Origin of the sequence: Bradyrhizobium sp. B025 (genome assembly GCF_042257955.1) — a bacterium.
Taxonomy (GTDB): Bacteria; Pseudomonadota; Alphaproteobacteria; order Rhizobiales; family Xanthobacteraceae; genus Bradyrhizobium; species Bradyrhizobium diazoefficiens.
This window is the reverse complement of sequence record NZ_CP170150.1, coordinates 8045462-8063966: the sequence shown is the minus strand read 5'-3', so window position 1 is coordinate 8063966 and position 18505 is coordinate 8045462. Positions and strand designations below refer to the sequence as shown.

The window sequence follows — 18505 nt, the reverse complement described above, 5'->3', positions numbered from 1 at the left end:
ACCGTGTTTGTGGCGTCAGCGAAGCGCAAGTGAGCCGAGGTGAAGAGCCGTCAATGCGCCTCGTCCCAATTCTTCGCCGCGCGTGCATCGACATGCAGCGGCACTGACAGCAGCACGGCCGGGAACGGCGCGTCCTGCATGACGTGCTGCACGACCGGCAGCGTCGCCTCGACCTCGGCGTCCGGCACCTCGAAGATCAATTCGTCATGCACCTGGAGCAGCATCTGCGCCGAGAGTTTCTTCTCGGCGAGTGCGTCCTCCACCCGCGTCATGGCACGGCGGATGATGTCGGCTGCGGTGCCCTGAAGACGCGCGTTGATCGCGGCGCGCTCGTTGAAGGCGCGCACCGAGGCGTTGGACGCCTTGATGTCGGGGTAATGGCACTTGCGGCCGAACAGCGTCGTGACATAGCCGTGGCTCCGGCAGAAGTCGCGCGTCTCGTCCATATAGGCGCGGATGCCGGGGAAGCGCTCGAAGTACTTCTTGATGTAGGCCGACGCCTCCTCGCGCGCGATGCCGAGCTGGTTGGCGAGGCCGAACGCCGAGATGCCGTAGATGATGCCGAAATTAATTGCTTTGGCACGGCGGCGGATTTCGCTCGGCATGCCCTTGATCGGCACGCCGAACATTTCCGACGCGGTCATGGCGTGAATGTCGAGCCCGTCGCGGAACGCCTGCTTCAGCACGGGGATGTCGGCGATCTCGGCCAGCAGCCGCAATTCGATCTGCGAATAGTCGGCGGAGACGAGCTTGTGCCCGGGCGTCGCGATGAAAGCGCGGCGAATCTTGCGGCCGTCCTCGGTGCGCACCGGGATGTTCTGCAAGTTCGGCTCGTTCGACGACAGCCGGCCCGTCGTGGTCGCGGCCAGCGCGTAGGTCGTGTGCACGCGATGGGTCTGCGGATTGACGTATTCAGGCAGCGCGTCGGTGTAGGTCGATTTGAGTTTCGAGACCTGGCGCCACTCCAGAATTTTCTTCGGAAGGTCGTGGCCCTGCTCGGCGAGCTCGTCGAGCACCTGCGCGGTGGTCGACCACGCGCCGGTCTTGGTCTTGGTGCCGCCCGGCAGCCCCATCTTGCCGAACAGGATGTCGCCGATCTGTTTTGGACTGCCGACATTGACCGGTTCGCCCGCGATCTCCTGGATCTCGGCCTCGACGCGCGCCGCGGTCTGGGCGAAGTCGCCGGACAGGCGCGACAGCACCTGGCGATCGATCGAGATGCCGCGCCGCTCCATGCGCGCGAGCACCGCGACCAGCGGCCGCTCCAATGTCTCATAGACCGTCGTCATGTGCTCGGCGACGAGGCGCGGCTTCAGCACGCGCCAGACCCGCAAGGCCATGTCGGCGCCTTCGGCCGACAGCGGCGCGGCCTTGTCGATCGGCACCTGGTCGAAGGTGATCTTGCCCTTGCCGCTGCCGAGCAGCTCGCCCTCCTTCAGCATGGCGTGGCCGAACCAGCGCTCGGCGAGCGATTCCAGTCCGTGCGAGCCGCGGCCGGCGTCGAGCACATAAGAGATCAGCTGCGCGTCGTCGGTGTTGCGCAGGGTGATGCCGTGCTGCGCCAGCATGACGGCGGTGAATTTGACGTCGAAGCCGATCTTGAGGATGCCCGATGATTCCAGCACCGGCCGCAACGCGTCGATCGCGTCGGCATGCTTGACCTGATCGGGCGCGAGGCCCGCATCGAACAGGCCGGCGCCGCCGCCGGACTGCTTGTGCGCCAGCGGCACGTAACACGCATCGTTCGGCGCGAGCGCCAGCGCGATGCCACAGAGATCGGCCTGCATCGGATCGATCGAGTTCGCCCTGATCTCGATCGCGACATGGCCGGCATCGTGAATGCGCGCGATGAAGGCGTTCAATTCGGCGAGCGTCTTGATCGCCTGGTACTTGCCGCGGTCGACCGGAAGCTTGCGCAGCGCCTCTTCGCGCGCGGCGGCGAGCGAGATCGGCGCGCCCTTGATGCTGGCCGACTTGCCGCCTTTGTCGCCGCCCGTTGCCGTAACCGCAGGAGCGGCGAAGAGATCGCCGGACGTCGCGGACGAGGTCGTCCTGGCCGCGCTGTCGCCGCCGCGGGCCTCGCTGCTGTTCGCCACATCGGCATCGACATTGGCGGGATCGATCTGCGAATAGTCGGCGACGCGGCGCGTCAGCGTGGAGAACTCCATCGCCTTCAGGAAGGCGATCAGCTTGCGCGCGTTGGGCTCGTGGACGGCGAGGTCGTCGAGCGGCACCTCCAGCTCGACCTTGTCGTCGAGCAGCACCAGCTTGCGCGAGATCCGCGCCTTTTCGGCATTCTCGATCAGCGCCTCGCGCCGCTTCGGCTGCTTGATTTCGGTCGCGCGGAACAGGAGCTGCTCGAGGTCGCCATATTCGACGATCAGCTGCGCCGCGGTCTTGATGCCGATGCCGGGGACGCCCGGCACGTTGTCGGTGGAATCGCCGGCGAGCGCCTGCACCTCGACCACCTTCTCCGGCGGAACGCCAAATTTCTCGATCACCTCGGGAATGCCGATCCGGCGATCCTTCATGGTGTCGTACATCGTGATCCTGTCGTTCACGAGCTGCATCAGATCCTTGTCGGAGGACACGATGGTCGTGGTGGCGCCGCGGTCGCTGGCCTCCCGCGCATAGGTCGCGATCAGATCGTCGGCCTCGAAGCCGCCTTGTTCCAGGCAGGGCAGGTCGAAGGCGCGCACGGCCTCGCGGATCAGCGCGAATTGCGGGATCAGATCGTCGGGCGCCGGCGGCCGGTGCGCCTTGTACTCGGGGTAGATCTTGTTGCGGAAGGTGACCTCCGACTTGTCGAACACGATGGCCAGATGCGTCGGCCGGTTGTCGGCTGGCATGTCGCGCAAAAGCTTCCACAGCATGTTGCAGAAGCCGAGCACGGCATTGACCTGAAGACCGTCGGATTTGCGGTTCAGCGGCGGCAGCGCGTGATAGGCGCGGAAGATGTAGGAGGAACCGTCGACCAGGAAGACATGGTCGCCCTTGCCGGCCGCCTTCGCCGCCACCGGTTTGGCAGCAGCTGTGGCAGCAGCGGATTTGCTGTCGGCGGCCGTCTTGGGCGCGGCAGCCTTGGTGTCAGCTTTGGCGGTGGTCTTCGGGGATGTCTTGGGCATGGCCGCAATGTATGAATTTTTGCGGGCTTTGACAGCCTTTGGAGGGGGATTTTTGGGCTGACGGCGCGACTATCCCCCGCTGTCATTCCTCGCATCCCCACTGTCATTCCCCGCGAAGGCTGGGAATCCAGTACGCCGCGGCTTCTCGGCTCAATCACTGGCGTCCCGGCGTACTGGGTCGTCCGGTCGAGCCGGGCGACGACACCGAGAGTGCAGCTACTCCGCCGCCTGCAACCGCACGCCCGCCTTCTTCGGCGCGATCCAGAACGCATCCGGCCGTTCGAACAGGAAGTCGGCACCGAGCCGCAGGGCGGCCTGCCAGATCGCGAGCGATCCAAGCACGCCGACGATGGTGACGATCAGCGACACCGTGCCGATATCAGGAATGACGCCGGTGCGCAGCAGCAGCGTGCGCGTTGCCGCCATCGGCAGGAAGAAGGCGAGATAGATCACGATCGAGTGCTCGCCGCAGAAGCGGAAGAAGTTCAGCCACCGCACGCGCGCGAGCAGCGTGCCCATGGTGATGATGGCGCAGGCCCCTGCAAAGCCGAGCAGGAGTGAGACGACCTTCCATTCGCTGGCCCCATGCGCGACGAGGCCGGCATTGATCAGCGCCCAGGTCGCGAGCGCCGCGAGTGCAGGCCCAGGATGGCTGCGCGCGCGATCCGACAGCGCGAACACGTACGGCGCGAACAGATAGCCCGAATAGAAATAGACGAAGCGCGCGCAGAACTCGTCGATCGCGGTCCAGCCGGTCGCGATGCGCGCCGTCTCCAGCGCCGCGGCGATCAGCCAGATCGCGAGCGGCGGGACGCGCCGTGTCAGTTTTGTGATGACGAAGAAGACCGGCAGCAGGTAGATGAACCAGAGCGTGCCGAACGGCTCGATGAAGGATTCGAGATACAAGAGGCCGACCTCGCGCCAGCTCGTCTCCGCCGCGAAGGCGGGCGCCTTGAAGCCGAACTGGATTGTCACCCAGACGACATAGAAATAGGCGAAATGCACCACCTTGCGGTCGAGATAGGTTCGCCAGTCGCGATCGATCACCAATGACAGGAACAGGCCCGAAATCAGGAAGAAATCCGGCATCCGGAACGGTTTTGCGAAGGCCACGGCGACATGCATGAAACCGGTCTCGCCCGCGGCGAGCTCGACCCCCAGCACCGAATGCATCATCACGACCATGACGATGCAGATGCCCTTGGCATAGTCGACCCAGTCGACACGTGCGGCAGAAGGGGCGTTAACGCCCCCGTTCCCAGGGATTGTGCCTGATGGTGCCATGGTGTCCCGTTTCGAGGCGTGTTCCACCCGGCTCTGTGCGGGCGTGATGCAGTGTGGGGCCTTGCGGCTTACGACTTCTTTACCGGTTCAATTCGCGTGCCGGTTTTTGCTCGCAGACTGTTCCCTTCCATCGGGAAAATGCTAAACCGCCCCGCATTGGGGTTTCGTTAACCAAGCCAAGACAGGGTTTCTCATGCGAATCGCGATGATCGGAACGGGCTATGTGGGACTGGTGTCCGGGGCCTGCTTTGCGGATTTCGGTCACGACGTCACCTGCGTCGACAAGGACGAGAAGAAGATCGCGGCGCTCCATCGCGGCGAGATCCCGATCTACGAGCCCGGGCTCGACGAGCTGGTCGCGACCAACGTCAAGGCCAAGCGGCTCGACTTCACCACCGACCTGTCGAAGCCGGTCGCGGACGCCGATGCCGTCTTCATCGCGGTCGGCACGCCGTCGCGCCGCGGTGACGGGCACGCCGATCTGTCCTACGTCTACGCCGCCGCGAAAGAGATCGCGCAGTCGCTGTCGGGCTTCACCGTCGTGGTGACCAAGTCGACCGTGCCGGTCGGCACCGGCGACGAGGTCGAGCGCATCATCCGCGAAACCAATCCCAACGCCGACGTCGTCGTCGCCTCCAACCCCGAATTCCTGCGCGAGGGCGCGGCGATCCGCGACTTCAAGTTCCCGGACCGCGTCGTGGTCGGCACCTCCGACGAGCGCGGCCGCAAGGTGATGAGCGACATCTATCGCCCGCTGTCGCTGAACCAGGCGCCGCTGATGTTCACGGCGCGCCGCACCGCCGAGATGATCAAATACGCTGCCAACGCGTTCCTCGCGACCAAGATCACCTTCATCAACGAGATCGCCGATCTCTCCGAAAAGGTCGGGGCCAACGTGCAGGAGGTCGCGCGCGGCATTGGCCTCGACAACCGCATCGGCACCAAGTTCCTGCATGCAGGTCCCGGCTTCGGCGGCTCGTGCTTCCCGAAGGACACCAAGGCGCTGATCAAGATCGCGCAGGACTACGACGTGTCCTTGCGCATCGTCGAATCCGTGCTGGCCGTCAACGAGAACCGCAAGCGCGCGATGGCGCGCAAGGTCAGCCAGGCGCTCGGCGGCTCGCTGCGCGGCAAGACCATCGCCGTGCTCGGCCTCACCTTCAAGCCCGACACCGACGACATGCGCGATGCGCCGTCGATCCCGCTGGTGACCGGCCTGATCGACATGGGCGCCAAGGTGAAGGCCTTCGATCCCGTCGGCATGGAGCAGGCCAAGGGTGAGCTGCCCAGCATCACCTATTGCGAGGACGCCTATTCCTGCGCGCAGGGCGCCGATGCGCTGGTTGTCGTCACCGAATGGGTGCAGTTCCGCGGCCTCGATCTCGACCGGCTGAAGAGTGTCATGGCACAGCCCGTCGTCGTCGACCTCCGCAACATCTACAGCCCCGAAGACATGCGCGCCGCCGGCTTCACCTATGAGAGCGTCGGCCGTCCGTCGGCGCAGGGCTGATAGCGACACACGATTGTCATACCCCGCGAAGGCGGGGTATCCAGTAACCCCGATCTTCGTGATGATTGGGACCTGAGTTTACTGGATCACCCGCCTTCGCGGGTGATGACGGACCGAGACCTTTGCCCCGCAGCTTCGACACGCCCCTCCCGATCGATGCCGTGCTCGACAATTTGTCGCGCACGCTCAAGGCACACAATGCGGCCGTGCTGGTGGCCCCGCCCGGCGCCGGCAAGACCACGCGCGTGCCTCTGGCGTTGCTCGATGCGCCCTGGGCCAAGGGCAAGAAGATCATCGTGCTGGAGCCGCGGCGCATCGCGGCGCGCGCCAGCGCCGATCGCATGGCCAAATCGCTCGGCGAGCGGGCAGGTGAGACCGTCGGTTACCGCGTCCGTTTCGGCTCGAAAATATCGAGCGCGACGCGCATCGAGGTCGTGACCGAAGGCATATTCACCCGCCAGATCATGGACGATCCCGAGCTCTCCGGCGTTGCCGCCGTCCTGTTCGACGAATTCCACGAGCGTTCGCTCGACGCTGACATGGGCCTTGCGCTGGCGCGTGACGCGCAAACCGGCCTGCGCGAGGATCTGCGCATTCTCGTGATGTCGGCAACGCTCGACGGCGCCCGCGTCGCAAAGCTGCTCGGTGAGTCGCCCGTCGTCGAAAGCGAGGGCCGCGCCTTTCCGGTCGAGACGCGCTATCTCGGCCGCAAGGCGGACGCGCCGATCGAGCGGCAGATGGCGGATGCGATCGCGTCTGCGCTTCGCGCCGATAGCGGTTCGGTGCTGGCGTTCCTGCCCGGCGCCGCTGAAATCCGCCGCACCCAGAATTTTCTCGGCGAGCGCGTCCAGGACGCCAGTATCGAGATCGTGCCACTGTTCGGCGCGCTCGATGCCGCCGTGCAGGATCGCGCCATTGCGCCCGCGCCGAAGGGCACGCGCAAGGTGGTGCTGGCGACCTCGATCGCGGAGACCTCGCTCACCATCGAAGGCGTCCGCATCGTGGTCGATTCCGGTCTTGCCCGCGTGCCGCGCTACGAGCCTGATATCGGCCTGACCCGGCTCGAGACCGTGCGCGCTTCGCGCGCCGCGGTTGACCAGCGCCGCGGCCGCGCCGGCCGCACCGAGCCGGGCGTCTGCTACCGGCTCTGGGACGAGCCGCAGACGGCGTCGCTCGCGCCCTACACCCAGCCCGAAATCCTCAGCGCCGATCTGTCCTCGCTGGTGCTCGATCTGGCGCAATGGGGCGTCACTGACCCCGCCGCGCTGTCGTTCCTCGACCCGCCGCCGCAGCCGGCCTGGAAGGAAGCCAAGAGCCTTCTCAGCGAGCTCAATGCGCTGGATGGCGACGGCCGCATCACCGCGGAAGGTAAGAGCCTGCGCGCGCTGGCATTGCCGCCACGGCTGGCGCGCATGATCGTGGATTCGCATCGCGCCGGCGCGGGCGGAGACGCCGCCGAGATCGCGGCGATCCTCACCGAGCGCGGGCTCGGCGGCGACAGCGCCGATCTCGAGCACCGGCGCGACCAGTTCCGCCGCGACCGCTCACCGCGCGCATCGAGTGCGCGCGACCTTGCCCGGCGCTGGGCCTCGCAGGTCGCGGCGTCAGAGAAGGAGGGGCCGCAGGAAGATCTCTCGACCGGCCTGATGCTCGCCTATGCCTTCCCGGACCGCGTCGCGCGCAATCGCGGCAACGGCAGTTTCGTGCTCGCCAACGGTCGCGGCGCCGCCGTCGAGCAGACCTCGTCGCTCGCCCGCGCGCCCTATATCGCGATCGGCGAAATGACGGGCACGGCGGCGAGCGGCCGCATCCTGCTCGCCGCGCAAATCACCGAGGACGACATCGAGCGGCATTTCGCCGAGCATATCGAGACCGTTGACGAGATCTCGTTCGATCGCGGCGCGATGGCGCTGCGTGCACGGCGCAAGCGCGCGCTGCATGCGATCACGCTCTCTGAAGCTACGCTGGCTGTGTCGCCGTCGGAGGAGACCGCGCGCATCTTCGCGGATGGTCTGATCGCCGCGGGCCTCGACCGGTTGCCCTGGTCGAAGGCGGCCAAGCAATGGCGCGACCGCGTGATGTTCCTGCGCAAGGCCGAAGGCGACAGCTGGCCTGACCTGTCCGACGACGGGCTGATCGCGCGGCGCGACGACTGGCTGGTGCCCGCGCTCTACGACAAGATAGCGCTCAAGGATATCTCCGCCGGCGATCTCTCCGATGCGCTGATGGCGCTGTTGCCGTGGGAGATGCGCGCACGGCTCGACCGCGAGGCGCCGACGCATTTCGAGGCGCCGACCGGGACCGTGCTCGCGATCGACTACGAGGCCGAGCAGGGGCCGACCATCGCAGTGCGGCTCCAGGAGTTGTTCGGCCTCAACACCCATCCGTCGATCGCGGCCGGCAAGGTGCCGCTGGTGCTGGAATTGCTGTCGCCGGCGCAGCGCCCGGTGCAGGTGACGCGCGATCTCCCCGGTTTCTGGCGCGGCAGCTACGCCGCGGTACGCTCCGACCTGCGCGGCCGCTACCCGCGCCATCCCTGGCCGGAAGATCCGGCGAATGCATTGCCGACCCGGCGGGTCAAACCGCGCGGCACCTGAGAAATCACGAACCCGCATTAACCGTCCGCTCATCCTTTTCGTCAAAATGGCACTGGCCCGGCCGCGGCGTCGCTCGCGGACGGTCGTGTCGCGTGGTGAAATCGAGCTTTCCGGCTCGGAAGTGGTGTGATGCGTAACATAATGATCCTCGCGGCCATCATGATCGGCCTCGGCACCTTCATGGCGCAGATGGCGGACAGGATGAGCTCCGCTTCCGCCACGTCAGCGCCGCGCCCGACGGTCGCGGTCGCAACCACGGCGCCGGCCGGTGGCCGCAGCCTCGCCATTGGCCGCGACGGCCGTGGCCATTTCCAGACCGAGGGCCGGATCGAGGGCCAGCGCATCGGCTTCATGGTCGACACCGGCGCCTCCGTCGTTGCGCTGAACGAGACCTCGGCCGCCCGCTTCGGCCTGCGTCCCTCGCGCGGCGAGTACAACGCCACCGTCTCCACCGCCAACGGCACCATCAAGGCCGCGCGCACCCGCATCGCCATGCTGGAGGTCGGCGGCCTCGTCGTGCGCGACGTCGACGCCATGGTGCTGCCGGACGAGGCGCTGTCGGAAAATCTGCTCGGCCTCTCCTTCCTGTCCCGCCTGAAGCGTTTCGAGTACGCCAACGGGCAGATGGTGCTGGAGCAGTAGAAGCCTCCCAAAGGCTCCTGCGACCGTATATTTCAAAAAGCGTCGTTGTTTCGACCGCTCTCGCGGTCAGATTTCCCCCGTTGCTAAACTGCCGCAATTATAAGCCACAAGCTGCCATTCCCGCCTTCCGCTGCGGCCTGGCATTCGCTAAGGCTGCATCAAATCCTGCCCCCCTTCTTCACGAGACCGTCTCAATGTTTCCCAAGCCGAAATCCGTCTTGTTGCCCAACACCTACGCCTTCGAATCCGAGCCGATGGTGAAACCTACGGGTTTTCGCGAATACGACGCGCGCTGGCTGTTCCAGAAGGAAATCAACCTGATGGGGATCCAGGCGCTCGGCATGGGGCTGGGCGCACTGATCGCGGAACTCGGCGTCAAGCAGGAGATCGTCACCGGCCATGACTTCCGCGGCTATTCGGCCTCGATCAAATATGCGCTGATCTCCGGCCTGATGGCGGCGGGGTGCAAGGTGCACGACATCGGGCTCGCGGTGACGCCGATGGCCTATTTCGCGCAGTTCGATCTCGACGTGCCCTGCTGCGCGATGGTCACGGCCTCGCACAACGACAATGGCTGGACCGGCGTGAAGATGGGCGCCAACCGCCCGCTGACCTTCGGCCCGGACGAGATGACGCGGCTCAAAGAGATCGTGCTCAACGCCGATTTCAAGAACAAGGTCGGCGGCTCCTATCAATTCCACGAGAATTATCCGGTGCGCTACATCGCCGATCTCACCAGCCGACCAAAGCTGACGCGCAAGCTCAAGGTCGTCGCGGCCTGCGGCAACGGCACCGCGGGCGCATTCGCGCCGCAGGTGCTGGAGGCGATCGGCTGCGAGGTGATCCCGCTCGACACCGAGCTCGACCACACGTTCCCGAAATACAATCCGAATCCTGAAGACATGGAGATGCTGCACGCGATCCGCGACGCGGTGCTGCAGCACAAGGCCGATGTCGGCCTCGGCTTCGACGGTGACGGCGACCGCTGCGGCGTCGTCGACAACACCGGCGAGGAAATCTTCGCCGACAAGGTCGGCGTGATGCTGGCGCGCGACATGTCGGCGATCCACAAGGACGCGCAGTTCATCGTCGACGTGAAATCGACCGGCCTCTTCATCACCGATCCGGTGTTGCAGAAGCAGGGCGCCAAGACCACCTATTGGAAGACCGGCCATTCCTACATGAAGCGCCGCACCCACGAGACGGGTGCGCTCGCCGGCTTCGAGAAGTCGGGCCACTTCTTCTTCAACAAGCCGTATGGACGCGGCTATGACGACGGCCTGGTCTCGGCGATTGCGATCTGCGATATGCTCGACCGTGCCCCCGGCAAGTCGATGGCCGACCTGAAGAACGCGCTGCCAAAAACCTGGTCGTCGCCGACCATGTCGCCGCATTGCGCCGACGAGGTCAAATACGGCGTCATCGACGCCGTGGTGAAGCATTTCGAAGGCTTGCAGGCCAAGGGTGCCAAGATCGGCGGCCAGGCGATCCGCGATCTCGTCACCGTCAACGGCGTGCGCGTCACGGTGGAAGACGGCAGCTGGGGCCTGATGCGCGCCTCCTCCAACAAGCCCGAGCTCGTGGTCGTGGTCGAGAGCCCGGTCTCCGAGCAGCGCATGCACGACATGTTCGAGATGGTGAACAGCGTGCTGCGCACGCATCCCGAAGTCGGCGCGTACAATCAGACGATCTGAGAGGGGCCGGTATCACCACATGCACTGCGTCATGCCCCGCGCAGGCGGGGCATCCAGTACGCCGCGGCCTCCCGGTTCAATCGCAGGCGTCTCGGAGTACTGGATCGCCCGGTCAAGCCGGGCGATGACACTTTTCGTGTGGTGAGCTCTAAGCCGCCACCACCGCCGGAATCGGCAGCGCGGTGACCGACTTGATCTTCTCCATCGCGAAGCGCGAGGTGACGTTCTTCAGCGGCACGGCGCTGATCAGCTTCTTGTAGAACACGTCATAGGCCTGCATGTCCGCGACCACGACGCGCAGCATGTAGTCGACGTCGCCGGCCATCCGGTAGAACTCCATCACCTCGGGCATGGCGCTGACGGCCTCGGCGAACTTCTTGAGCCAGGCGTCGGAATGATCGGAGCTCTCGACCGAGACGAACACGGAGATGCCGAGCCCGATCTTGTTCTGGTCGACGAGGGCGACCCGTTTCAGGATCACCCCGTCGGCCTCCAGCCGCTGGATGCGTTTCCAGCAGGGGGTCGAGGACAGGCCGACACGATCGCCGATCTCGGCGACGGACAGGGAGGCATCCTCCTGGAGTACCATCAGGATCTTGCGGTCGATGGCGTCGAGGCGGCGGCTGGTCTCGGGGATCTGGACGGCGAGGTCAGTCATTTGAAGAACTTTGTTTCATTATAGGGGTCGATTTCCCTGATATAGAGAAAATCTTTCCACGACAAGCCTATAATCTTGGCGACCCGCCCGGCGCCCTCGCTGGCGGTCCGTCTAAAAGCCTTTCAACTTCAACGCGTTGCGGGGCAGCCAGGCCGCCACCATGGCGGGTACATTTCAGCGCTGCGGCAGCCGCGGCGAATCGCAGCGCCTCCCGTACCACCGCACCCTCGGCCAGGCGAAGCGTGAAGGCGCCATGGAAGACGTCGCCGGCGCCGAGCGTATCGACCGCCTGAACCGGGAAGGCCGGTGTCTCCTCAAGCTCGCCTGCATCGTTCAGCCAGATCGTACCGAGGGGACCGCGTGTGGCGGCGAGGAAGGCCGACGTCAACCTCGCCAGGTGCCGCAATGCTTCGCCGTCGTCGGCGATGCCGGCAGTCTCCTGCACCTGTTCACTGGCGAACAGAAGATGCGAGGCCGCCGTGAGCAGGCCGTCCTGCAAAGACATCGCGCGGTCCACGCCGACGACGGCGGGAATGCCGCGCCGGCGTGCCTCGGCGCAGAGGGAGGTCGCGAACCCTGCACAGCGGCTTTCGACGAGGACCGCCCGACAATCGGCGAGCAGGGCGTCGGCATCGGGCAGCTCCACGCTCCACAGGCCGGGATCGCGATAGATCGTGAGTGTCCGCTCGCCGGAGGGCTCGATCATGATCGCGGAGACGGGCGTCGTCAGGCCTGGCATGCGCACGATATGGCCGATGTCGATGCCTTCCTGCGCCATCCGTTCGAGAATGAAGCCGCTCGACGTCTCCCGCGCATCGCCCATGGGACCCGCGAACGAGACGCGGCCGCCAAGCCGTGCCATCGCGATCGCGGCATTGAGCGCGTTGCCGCCGCAGATCTCGGCGAAATGCGTGGCATTCGCCTTGCTGCCGCGCGCAGGCACGGCCTCCAGGCGAAAGGTCAGGTCGCGCACGGGAATGCCGATGCAGAGGATGCGCGGCGCGGTCCCGGCCATCGCTGGCCTCAGCTCAAGCGCCGCTCTTGTCGTGCACCCAGCGGCCGAGCAGATGATGGGCGATGGCGAAAGGATGCGGGCCGGCGAGCCCGTCGGGATGCGTCCGCGTCAGCATCAGTGCCGCCTCCTCGCGCGTGAACCAGCGCGCATCCTCCAGCTCGGAATGATCGACGACAATGTCCTCGTTCAGCGCCCGCGCGCTGCAGCCGATCATCAGCGACGACGGGTAGGGCCACGGCTGCGTCATGTAATACTGCACGTCGGTGCAGCGGATCCCGGATTCTTCGAGGATCTCCCGGCGCACCGCGTCCTCGATGGTCTCGGCGGCCTCGACGAAGCCGGCGAGGCAGGAAAACATGCCCGGCGGAAACTGCTTCTGGCGGCCGAGCAGGCATTTTTCTCCGGAGGCGACCAGCATGATCACGACCGGATCGGTGCGCGGAAAATGCTCGGCCTTGCAGGCAGGGCAATCGCGCTTCCAGCCGCCTTCCTTCATCGCGCTGCGCGTGCCGCAATTGGCGCAATAGCCGTGGCGCTGGTGCCAGCTCACCATCGACTTCGCCATCGCGATCGCCGAAAGCTCGTCGGGGGGAATCGCGCCCTGCATGGCCATGCCGCGCAGCTCGGTGAGGCTGTAGTCCTCGCGGCCGACCAGCTTCTCGGCGGCGGCCTGCGACAGGCCCATGCCGAACACAGCGGCGCCGTCGCGTAAGCCTAAGAAGATCGTGCCGGGATTGGCGCCGCATTTCAGCGCTTCGTCGATTCCCAGCAGCGCGCGCACTTTTTCGCCTTCGCGCTTCACCAGCAGCGAGTCGCGGTGGACGACATAGGCGCGCGAGGTCGGCTTCTGCTCCAGCGCGAACAGCTTTTCGTCATCGCGGCGCAGATGCGCCGCGCGGTCGAGGATGTTGGTGACGAAGGCCGGCTGCCCCAGCGGAAATGCGTCGAATGCTGACATTTCTTGTTCTTTCAACCCAACCAGATTTTTCGGCGAAGCGCGCTGATGAAATTCTGCACCTCTGTGGCGTCATGCGCCAAGGGCTGCATCACGCCCCAGACCGGCCGCGGCCAGGCGGCGTCACCGGTGCGGCGGGCGATGATGTGGACGTGAAGCTGCGGCACGAGGTTGCCGAGCGCCGCGATATTGAGCTTGTCGCATTTGGTGATCTCCTTCAGCGCGCGCGAGACGCGGGAGATCTCGGTCATCAGCTGCGCCTGCTGCACCTCGTCGAGATCGATGATCTCGACCGCATCGACGCGCCGCGGCACCAGCAGCAGCCAGGGATAATGCGCGTCCTTGATGACCAGCACCTTCGACAACGGCAGGTCGCCGATGTCGATGGTGTCCTCTTTCAGGCGGGAGTGCAGCGACCAGGCGGGTTCGGACATGAAGGTTTTCCGGATGGCCCGGTGGGACGGGCTTGTTGGGCCCGACCATACGATACCGATTCCGATAGGGGAAGGATCGGGGCTCCGCCGCTACTGCATACACGGTCGTCGCCCCGGACAAGCGCAGCGAAGCGGAGCGCTGGTCCGGGGCCCATAACCACAGGGAGTAGTTTGGTGAGGACACGCAGTTGCCAGCCCCCGCCACCACCTCTTCCTGTGGTTATGGATTCCGGGCTCGCGCTTTGCGCGCCCCGGAATGACAGAAACTACGCCTCCGCGAGCACCCGCGCATTGGCGCGGACCGAGGCTTCGCTGACGCGGATGCCGAGACCGGGGCCGTCGGGCACCACCACGTGACCCGCGCGGTTGGCGACGCGCTCTTCCAGCACGTCCTCGGTGAGCACATGATGCGGCATGTAGAATTCGCAGCCGAGCGAGATGCCCGGCGTGGCCGCAATCAGCTGCGTACCTGCGGCAAGGCCGATGCCGCCCTCCCACAGCGTGCCGCCATAGCCGGGCAGGCCGGCAATGTCGGCGATCGCCATGATCGCCTGCGCCTCGAACAGGCCGCCGGCCTTCATCAGCTTGATCGAGACGGCGTCGGCCGCCTCGCGTCGCACCACCTCCATCATGTCGCGGCGGTCGAAGCAGCTTTCGTCGGCGAGCACGGGCGTTTCCAGCGCCGCGGTGAGCTGCGCCATCACGTCGAGATATTTGCGCGGCACCGGCTGCTCGATGAAGGTCGGCGCAAACTCCTCGACATCGCGCAAAATCTTGATGGCGCCGAACGGCGCCAGCGCCTGGTTGTAGTCGACACGGAGGTCGACCTTGTCGCCGAATTCCTTCCGGATTGCCTCAAGATGATCGAGATCCTCGCGGTGCGGCTTCACGCCGGTCTTGACCTTGTAGATGACATTGCCGTCCGGAACCATTTTTCGCATGCGTTCGAGATCGGCGGGAAAGTCCGGATCGGCAATCGAGAACGACAGCGGGATCGTGTCGCGCACGCGGCCTCCGAGCAGGTCGGCGACCGACAGCCCCGACGACTTGCCGACGATGTCGAGCAGCGCCATCTCGATTCCGACCTTGGCTTCGCCATGTCCGACCAGCGCGCGGTCGAGCTCGGCCATTAGCGCCCGGATGCGGCGCACCGGCTTGCCGAGCACGATCGGGCGCAGATAGATGTCGAGCGCGGAGAACGCGGCTTCCGGCGTGCCCGTGAAGACCTCCCACGGTGCCGCCTCGCCCCAGCCGATCACGCCGTCGCTCGAGGTGAGCTCGATCAGCACGCGCTTCACCGTGCCCTTGACGTTGCCGACGCCCTGCAGGCGCGCCATCTTGATCGGGCTTTCGATCAGGAACAGCCTGATGCGTTCGACGGTTGCTTCGGTCATGTCAGGCCTCCATTGACGTGCCAGACCTGGCCGGTGACGTAGGATGCTTTGGGGGACGCCAGGAAGGCGATGATTTCGGCCACTTCCTCCGGCCGCCCGCGGCGGCGCATCGGAATCAGCGCTTCGGTCGCAGCGATCTGCTCGGGCGACAGCCGGCTCTCGCTCGGCTTGTCCTTGACGATGAGGCCCGGTGAGACGGCGTTGACGGTGATGCCGTCTTTCGCGAGCTCAACCGCAGTGAGCCGCACCAGCGCTTCAAGCGCGGAGCGGCTGGCGGCCGTTGCCGCGAACGGCGCAAACTCGGGGCGGATCGCGTGGGCCACGAAGGACGACACCGCGACGATCCGTGCGTCGCGGCCGGCGCGCAGCAGCGGCAGCGCGGCGTCGACCAGGCGCGTGAAGGCCAGCGCGGATTCGTCCATCGCCGCGCGGAATTGATCCGCCGGCGTGCCGATCGCGCTGCCGCGGCGGGCATGGCCGCCCACGAGGATCAACCCATCGAGCCGGCCGAAGGCGGTTTGCGCAGCGGCGACGGCGTCGGTGGCGGCGGCCTCCCCGGCGAGGTCGCCGAGGCATTTTGCGACCACAGCGCCTTGCGCTTCGGCTTCCGCCGCAGCGGCATCGAGGCCGGCCGCATTGGAGCGCGTGTGCAGCAGCAGCGCGGTGCCGGGCGCCGCGAGCAGTCTTGCGGTGGCGCGGCCGATGCCGCTGGCGGCACCGGTGACGAGATAGACGCGATTGATATCGGACATCAGGGTGTTGCGTTGGCCGGCGGCAGCGCGCCGGTGCGGTGGAAATGGCTGAGGAAGGCACGCGTCGCGGCTTCCTGGGGATTGTCGATCACCTGCCGCGCTGGGCCTTCCTCGACGACGACACCGTCGCGCATGAAGATGAGGCGGTCGGCGACCTCGCGGGCAAAGGCGATCTCATGGGTCACGATCACCATGGTCATGCCCTCCGAGGCCAGCCGCTGCATGACGGCGAGCACCTCGCCGACGAGTTCAGGATCGAGCGCCGAGGTCGCCTCGTCGAACAGCATCACGTCCGGCTCCATCGCCAGCGCCCGCGCGATCGCGACGCGCTGCTTCTGTCCGCCGGAGAGCGTCGCCGGATATTGGTCCGCCTTCTCGGCAAGGCCGACCTTTGCGAGCTGCGCACGCGCGAGCTTCTCGGCGTCGGCCCTGGCCATGCGGCGCACCGTGACCGGTCCCTCCATCACGTTCTGGAGCGTGGTCATGTGCGGGAACAGGTTGAAGTGCTGGAACACCATGCCGGTGGTGGCGCGGAATCTTGCGAGTGTCTTCACGTCGGGCAGCTTTGCGCCCTCGCCGAACTGGAAGCGTGTATCGCCGACGCGAACGCTGCCGCCATCAGGCGTCACCAGAAGATTGACGCAGCGGAGCAGCGTCGACTTGCCCGAGCCAGACGGGCCGATCAGCGCCACCACGCCGCCCTTGGCGACGTCGAGACTGATGTTCTTCAGGACCTCGTTGCTGCCGAAGCTCTTGCGCAATTCCCGGATTTCGATTTTCGAAGTGTCGCTCATTCGCCGACCGCCAATCGCTTCTCGCCGCGCCGGACGATGATGGTGAGCGGAATCAGGATCGCGGCATAGGCGACCGCGACCGCCGTGTAGGTTTCCAGCGGCCGGTAGCTGTCATGGGCCGCGACCTGGCTCTGATAGACGAGGTCAGGCACCGCCAGCACCGAGACCAGCGAGGTGTTCTTGAACTGGATGATCGACTGGTTCATCAGCGCCGGGATCATGCGCTTGATCGCCTGCGGCAGCACGATGCGCCGCATCGCCTGGCCGGGGGTCATGCCGAGCGCGGCACCCGCTTCGGACTGGCCCTTGTCGATCGAGACGATGCCGCCGCGGATGATCTCCGAATAGAACGAGCCGCCATAGAGCGACAGCGCCAGCGCCGAGGCCGTGATCGGCGTCATCTCGACGCCGGCGAGGATCGGCAGCGCGTAATAGAACCAGATCAGCTGCACCAAGATCGGCGTGCAGCGGAACGCCTCGATGAAGGTGAGGGCGACGAGGCGCACCGCCTTGAAGCGCGACAGGCTGCCGAACGCGCCGAACAGGCCGAACACCAGTCCGAGCACCACGATGACCACGGTGAAGCCGACGGTGACGCCGAGCCCGTTGAGAAAGAGCCAGCGATAGCTCCAGAGAATGCCGAAGTCCCAGTGATACATGCGTGCGTTTACTCGTCGCGGGTGCCGTTTGCACCGTCATTCCGGGGCGCGACGAAGTCGCGAACCCGGAATCCAGAGATTGCAGTGCGAGATTCCGGGTTCGATGCTTCGCATCGCCCCGGAATGACAGTGGGAGCTTACAACGAAACGCCCGGCGGAATGTCCGCCTCGGTCACGCCCACCAGCTCCATGTTGGTGATGATCGCATTGCGGATGAAGCCGAGGCCCTTGTTGAAGTCGATCCAGGTGTTGACGTAGTCGCGCCAGGTCTTGTCGGTCTCGCGGCGGAAGCCGGCGTTCGACGTGGTGGCGAAGATCGGCGTCGGCAGCACGAACTGGCCGAGCGAGGGATTCTTTTTCAGCACGGTCAGCGACAGCATGGTGATCAGGCATTGCGCGTCGACGCGGCCGGTCTGCAGCGCGGCGGTGGCGTCATCGGCGGTCTTGAGGCGCGAGATCTGCGCCTTCGGTATCAGGCGGCTGACGACCTGGTCGTGCGAGGAGCCCTGGTCGACCGCGATCTTGACGTCGGGCGAGTTCAGCTCGGCCCAGGTCTTCGGCTTGAAGTCCTTCTTGCAGAGGATGCCGAAGGCGTTGTTGAAGACCGGCACGGAGAAATCGACCACCAGCGCGCGCTTCGGGGTCGGGTTGAGACCGAAGAAGATGTCGATCTTGTTGGACTGCAGGTCCAGCACCGAATTGCCCCAGGTGGTCTCGGTGATCTCGAGCTCGGCTTCCATGTCGTCGGCCAGCGCCTTGGCGATGTCGACGTAAAAGCCCTTCCACTGGCCGCTGGCGAGGTCCTTCATGTAATAGGGCGCGCCGCCGCCGACCGCGCCGATCCGCATCTTCTTGGTGCGGCGGATGCGGGCGAAGGTCGATTCGTTCGGATCGGCGGCCTGGGCCACGGCCGGGGACGCCAGTGCGCCCGCAGCCATCGCGCCAACGGCGCCAAGTCCGACAATCGATGCAACATCACGACGTGTAACCAT

Annotated in this window: 15 protein-coding genes; 4 read left to right on the top strand and 11 right to left on the bottom strand. The window is 65.8% G+C overall.

Annotated elements, in window-relative coordinates:
* Positions 1 to 50: 50 nt before the first annotated feature.
* Together polA and ACE10W_RS38080 are read right to left on the bottom strand one after the other, a co-directional pair.
* Positions 51 to 3125: a DNA polymerase I gene (polA, locus tag ACE10W_RS38085; RefSeq protein ID WP_304549131.1), complete on the bottom strand. Its 3075-nt coding sequence runs from the start codon at positions 3123 to 3125 to the stop codon at positions 51 to 53.
* Positions 3126 to 3341: 216 nt separating this feature from the next.
* Complete coding sequence (locus tag ACE10W_RS38080; RefSeq protein ID WP_304549129.1) at positions 3342 to 4409, bottom strand: acyltransferase family protein; 1068 nt, start codon at positions 4407 to 4409, stop codon at positions 3342 to 3344.
* A 193-nt stretch (positions 4410 to 4602) separates the two neighbouring features.
* Here ACE10W_RS38080 and ACE10W_RS38075 point away from each other — a divergent pair, with 193 nt between their 5' ends.
* From ACE10W_RS38075 to ACE10W_RS38060, 4 genes are all read left to right on the top strand, one after another.
* Positions 4603 to 5919: a UDP-glucose/GDP-mannose dehydrogenase family protein gene (locus ACE10W_RS38075; RefSeq protein ID WP_304549127.1), complete on the top strand. Its 1317-nt coding sequence runs from the start codon at positions 4603 to 4605 to the stop codon at positions 5917 to 5919.
* Positions 5920 to 6041: 122 nt separating this feature from the next.
* Positions 6042 to 8516: an ATP-dependent helicase HrpB gene (hrpB, locus tag ACE10W_RS38070; protein ID WP_304549125.1), complete on the top strand. Its 2475-nt coding sequence runs from the start codon at positions 6042 to 6044 to the stop codon at positions 8514 to 8516.
* 129 nt (positions 8517 to 8645) lie between these two features.
* A complete protein-coding gene (locus tag ACE10W_RS38065) occupies positions 8646 to 9158 on the top strand; it encodes a TIGR02281 family clan AA aspartic protease (RefSeq protein WP_304549123.1) in 513 nt (170 codons plus the stop codon).
* A gap of 194 nt (positions 9159 to 9352) precedes the next feature.
* Complete coding sequence (locus ACE10W_RS38060) at positions 9353 to 10852, top strand: phosphomannomutase/phosphoglucomutase (RefSeq protein ID WP_304549121.1); 1500 nt, start codon at positions 9353 to 9355, stop codon at positions 10850 to 10852.
* Between the two features lie 148 nt (positions 10853 to 11000).
* Here the strand turns inward: ACE10W_RS38060 and ACE10W_RS38055 are convergent, their stop codons facing one another.
* From ACE10W_RS38055 to ACE10W_RS38015, 9 genes are all read right to left on the bottom strand, one after another.
* Positions 11001 to 11510 carry an Lrp/AsnC family transcriptional regulator gene (locus tag ACE10W_RS38055; RefSeq protein ID WP_011090847.1) on the bottom strand — a complete coding sequence of 170 codons (510 nt, stop codon included), beginning with the start codon at positions 11508 to 11510 and terminating at the stop codon, positions 11001 to 11003.
* Between the two features lie 67 nt (positions 11511 to 11577).
* The gene (locus ACE10W_RS38050; protein ID WP_304549117.1) at positions 11578 to 12525 is read right to left on the bottom strand and encodes a sugar kinase; all 948 of its coding nucleotides are present in this window, start codon (positions 12523 to 12525) and stop codon (positions 11578 to 11580) included.
* Positions 12526 to 12538: 13 nt separating this feature from the next.
* On the bottom strand, positions 12539 to 13483 hold the full coding sequence (gene nudC, locus ACE10W_RS38045; RefSeq protein ID WP_304549116.1) for an NAD(+) diphosphatase: 945 nt from the start codon (positions 13481 to 13483) through the stop codon (positions 12539 to 12541).
* Between the two features lie 11 nt (positions 13484 to 13494).
* The gene (locus tag ACE10W_RS38040) at positions 13495 to 13914 is read right to left on the bottom strand and encodes an HIT domain-containing protein (protein ID WP_304549115.1); all 420 of its coding nucleotides are present in this window, start codon (positions 13912 to 13914) and stop codon (positions 13495 to 13497) included.
* Between the two features lie 266 nt (positions 13915 to 14180).
* Positions 14181 to 15308, bottom strand: a complete 1128-nt coding sequence (locus ACE10W_RS38035; RefSeq protein ID WP_304549114.1) for a muconate cycloisomerase family protein — start codon at positions 15306 to 15308, stop codon at positions 14181 to 14183.
* Positions 15305 to 16060 carry an SDR family NAD(P)-dependent oxidoreductase gene (locus ACE10W_RS38030; RefSeq protein ID WP_304549112.1) on the bottom strand — a complete coding sequence of 252 codons (756 nt, stop codon included), beginning with the start codon at positions 16058 to 16060 and terminating at the stop codon, positions 15305 to 15307. The genes ACE10W_RS38035 and ACE10W_RS38030 overlap by 4 nt, the downstream gene beginning before the upstream one ends.
* A complete protein-coding gene (locus ACE10W_RS38025; protein WP_304549110.1) occupies positions 16060 to 16854 on the bottom strand; it encodes an amino acid ABC transporter ATP-binding protein in 795 nt (264 codons plus the stop codon). Before ACE10W_RS38025 ends, ACE10W_RS38030 begins: the two co-directional genes overlap by 1 nt.
* Positions 16851 to 17513 (bottom strand): amino acid ABC transporter permease, encoded by a 663-nt coding sequence (locus ACE10W_RS38020; protein ID WP_027547482.1) that lies wholly within the window; start codon positions 17511 to 17513, stop codon positions 16851 to 16853. The genes ACE10W_RS38025 and ACE10W_RS38020 overlap by 4 nt, the downstream gene beginning before the upstream one ends.
* Before the next feature lie 137 nt (positions 17514 to 17650).
* Positions 17651 to 18505 carry a transporter substrate-binding domain-containing protein gene (locus ACE10W_RS38015; RefSeq protein WP_271553964.1) on the bottom strand — a complete coding sequence of 285 codons (855 nt, stop codon included), beginning with the start codon at positions 18503 to 18505 and terminating at the stop codon, positions 17651 to 17653.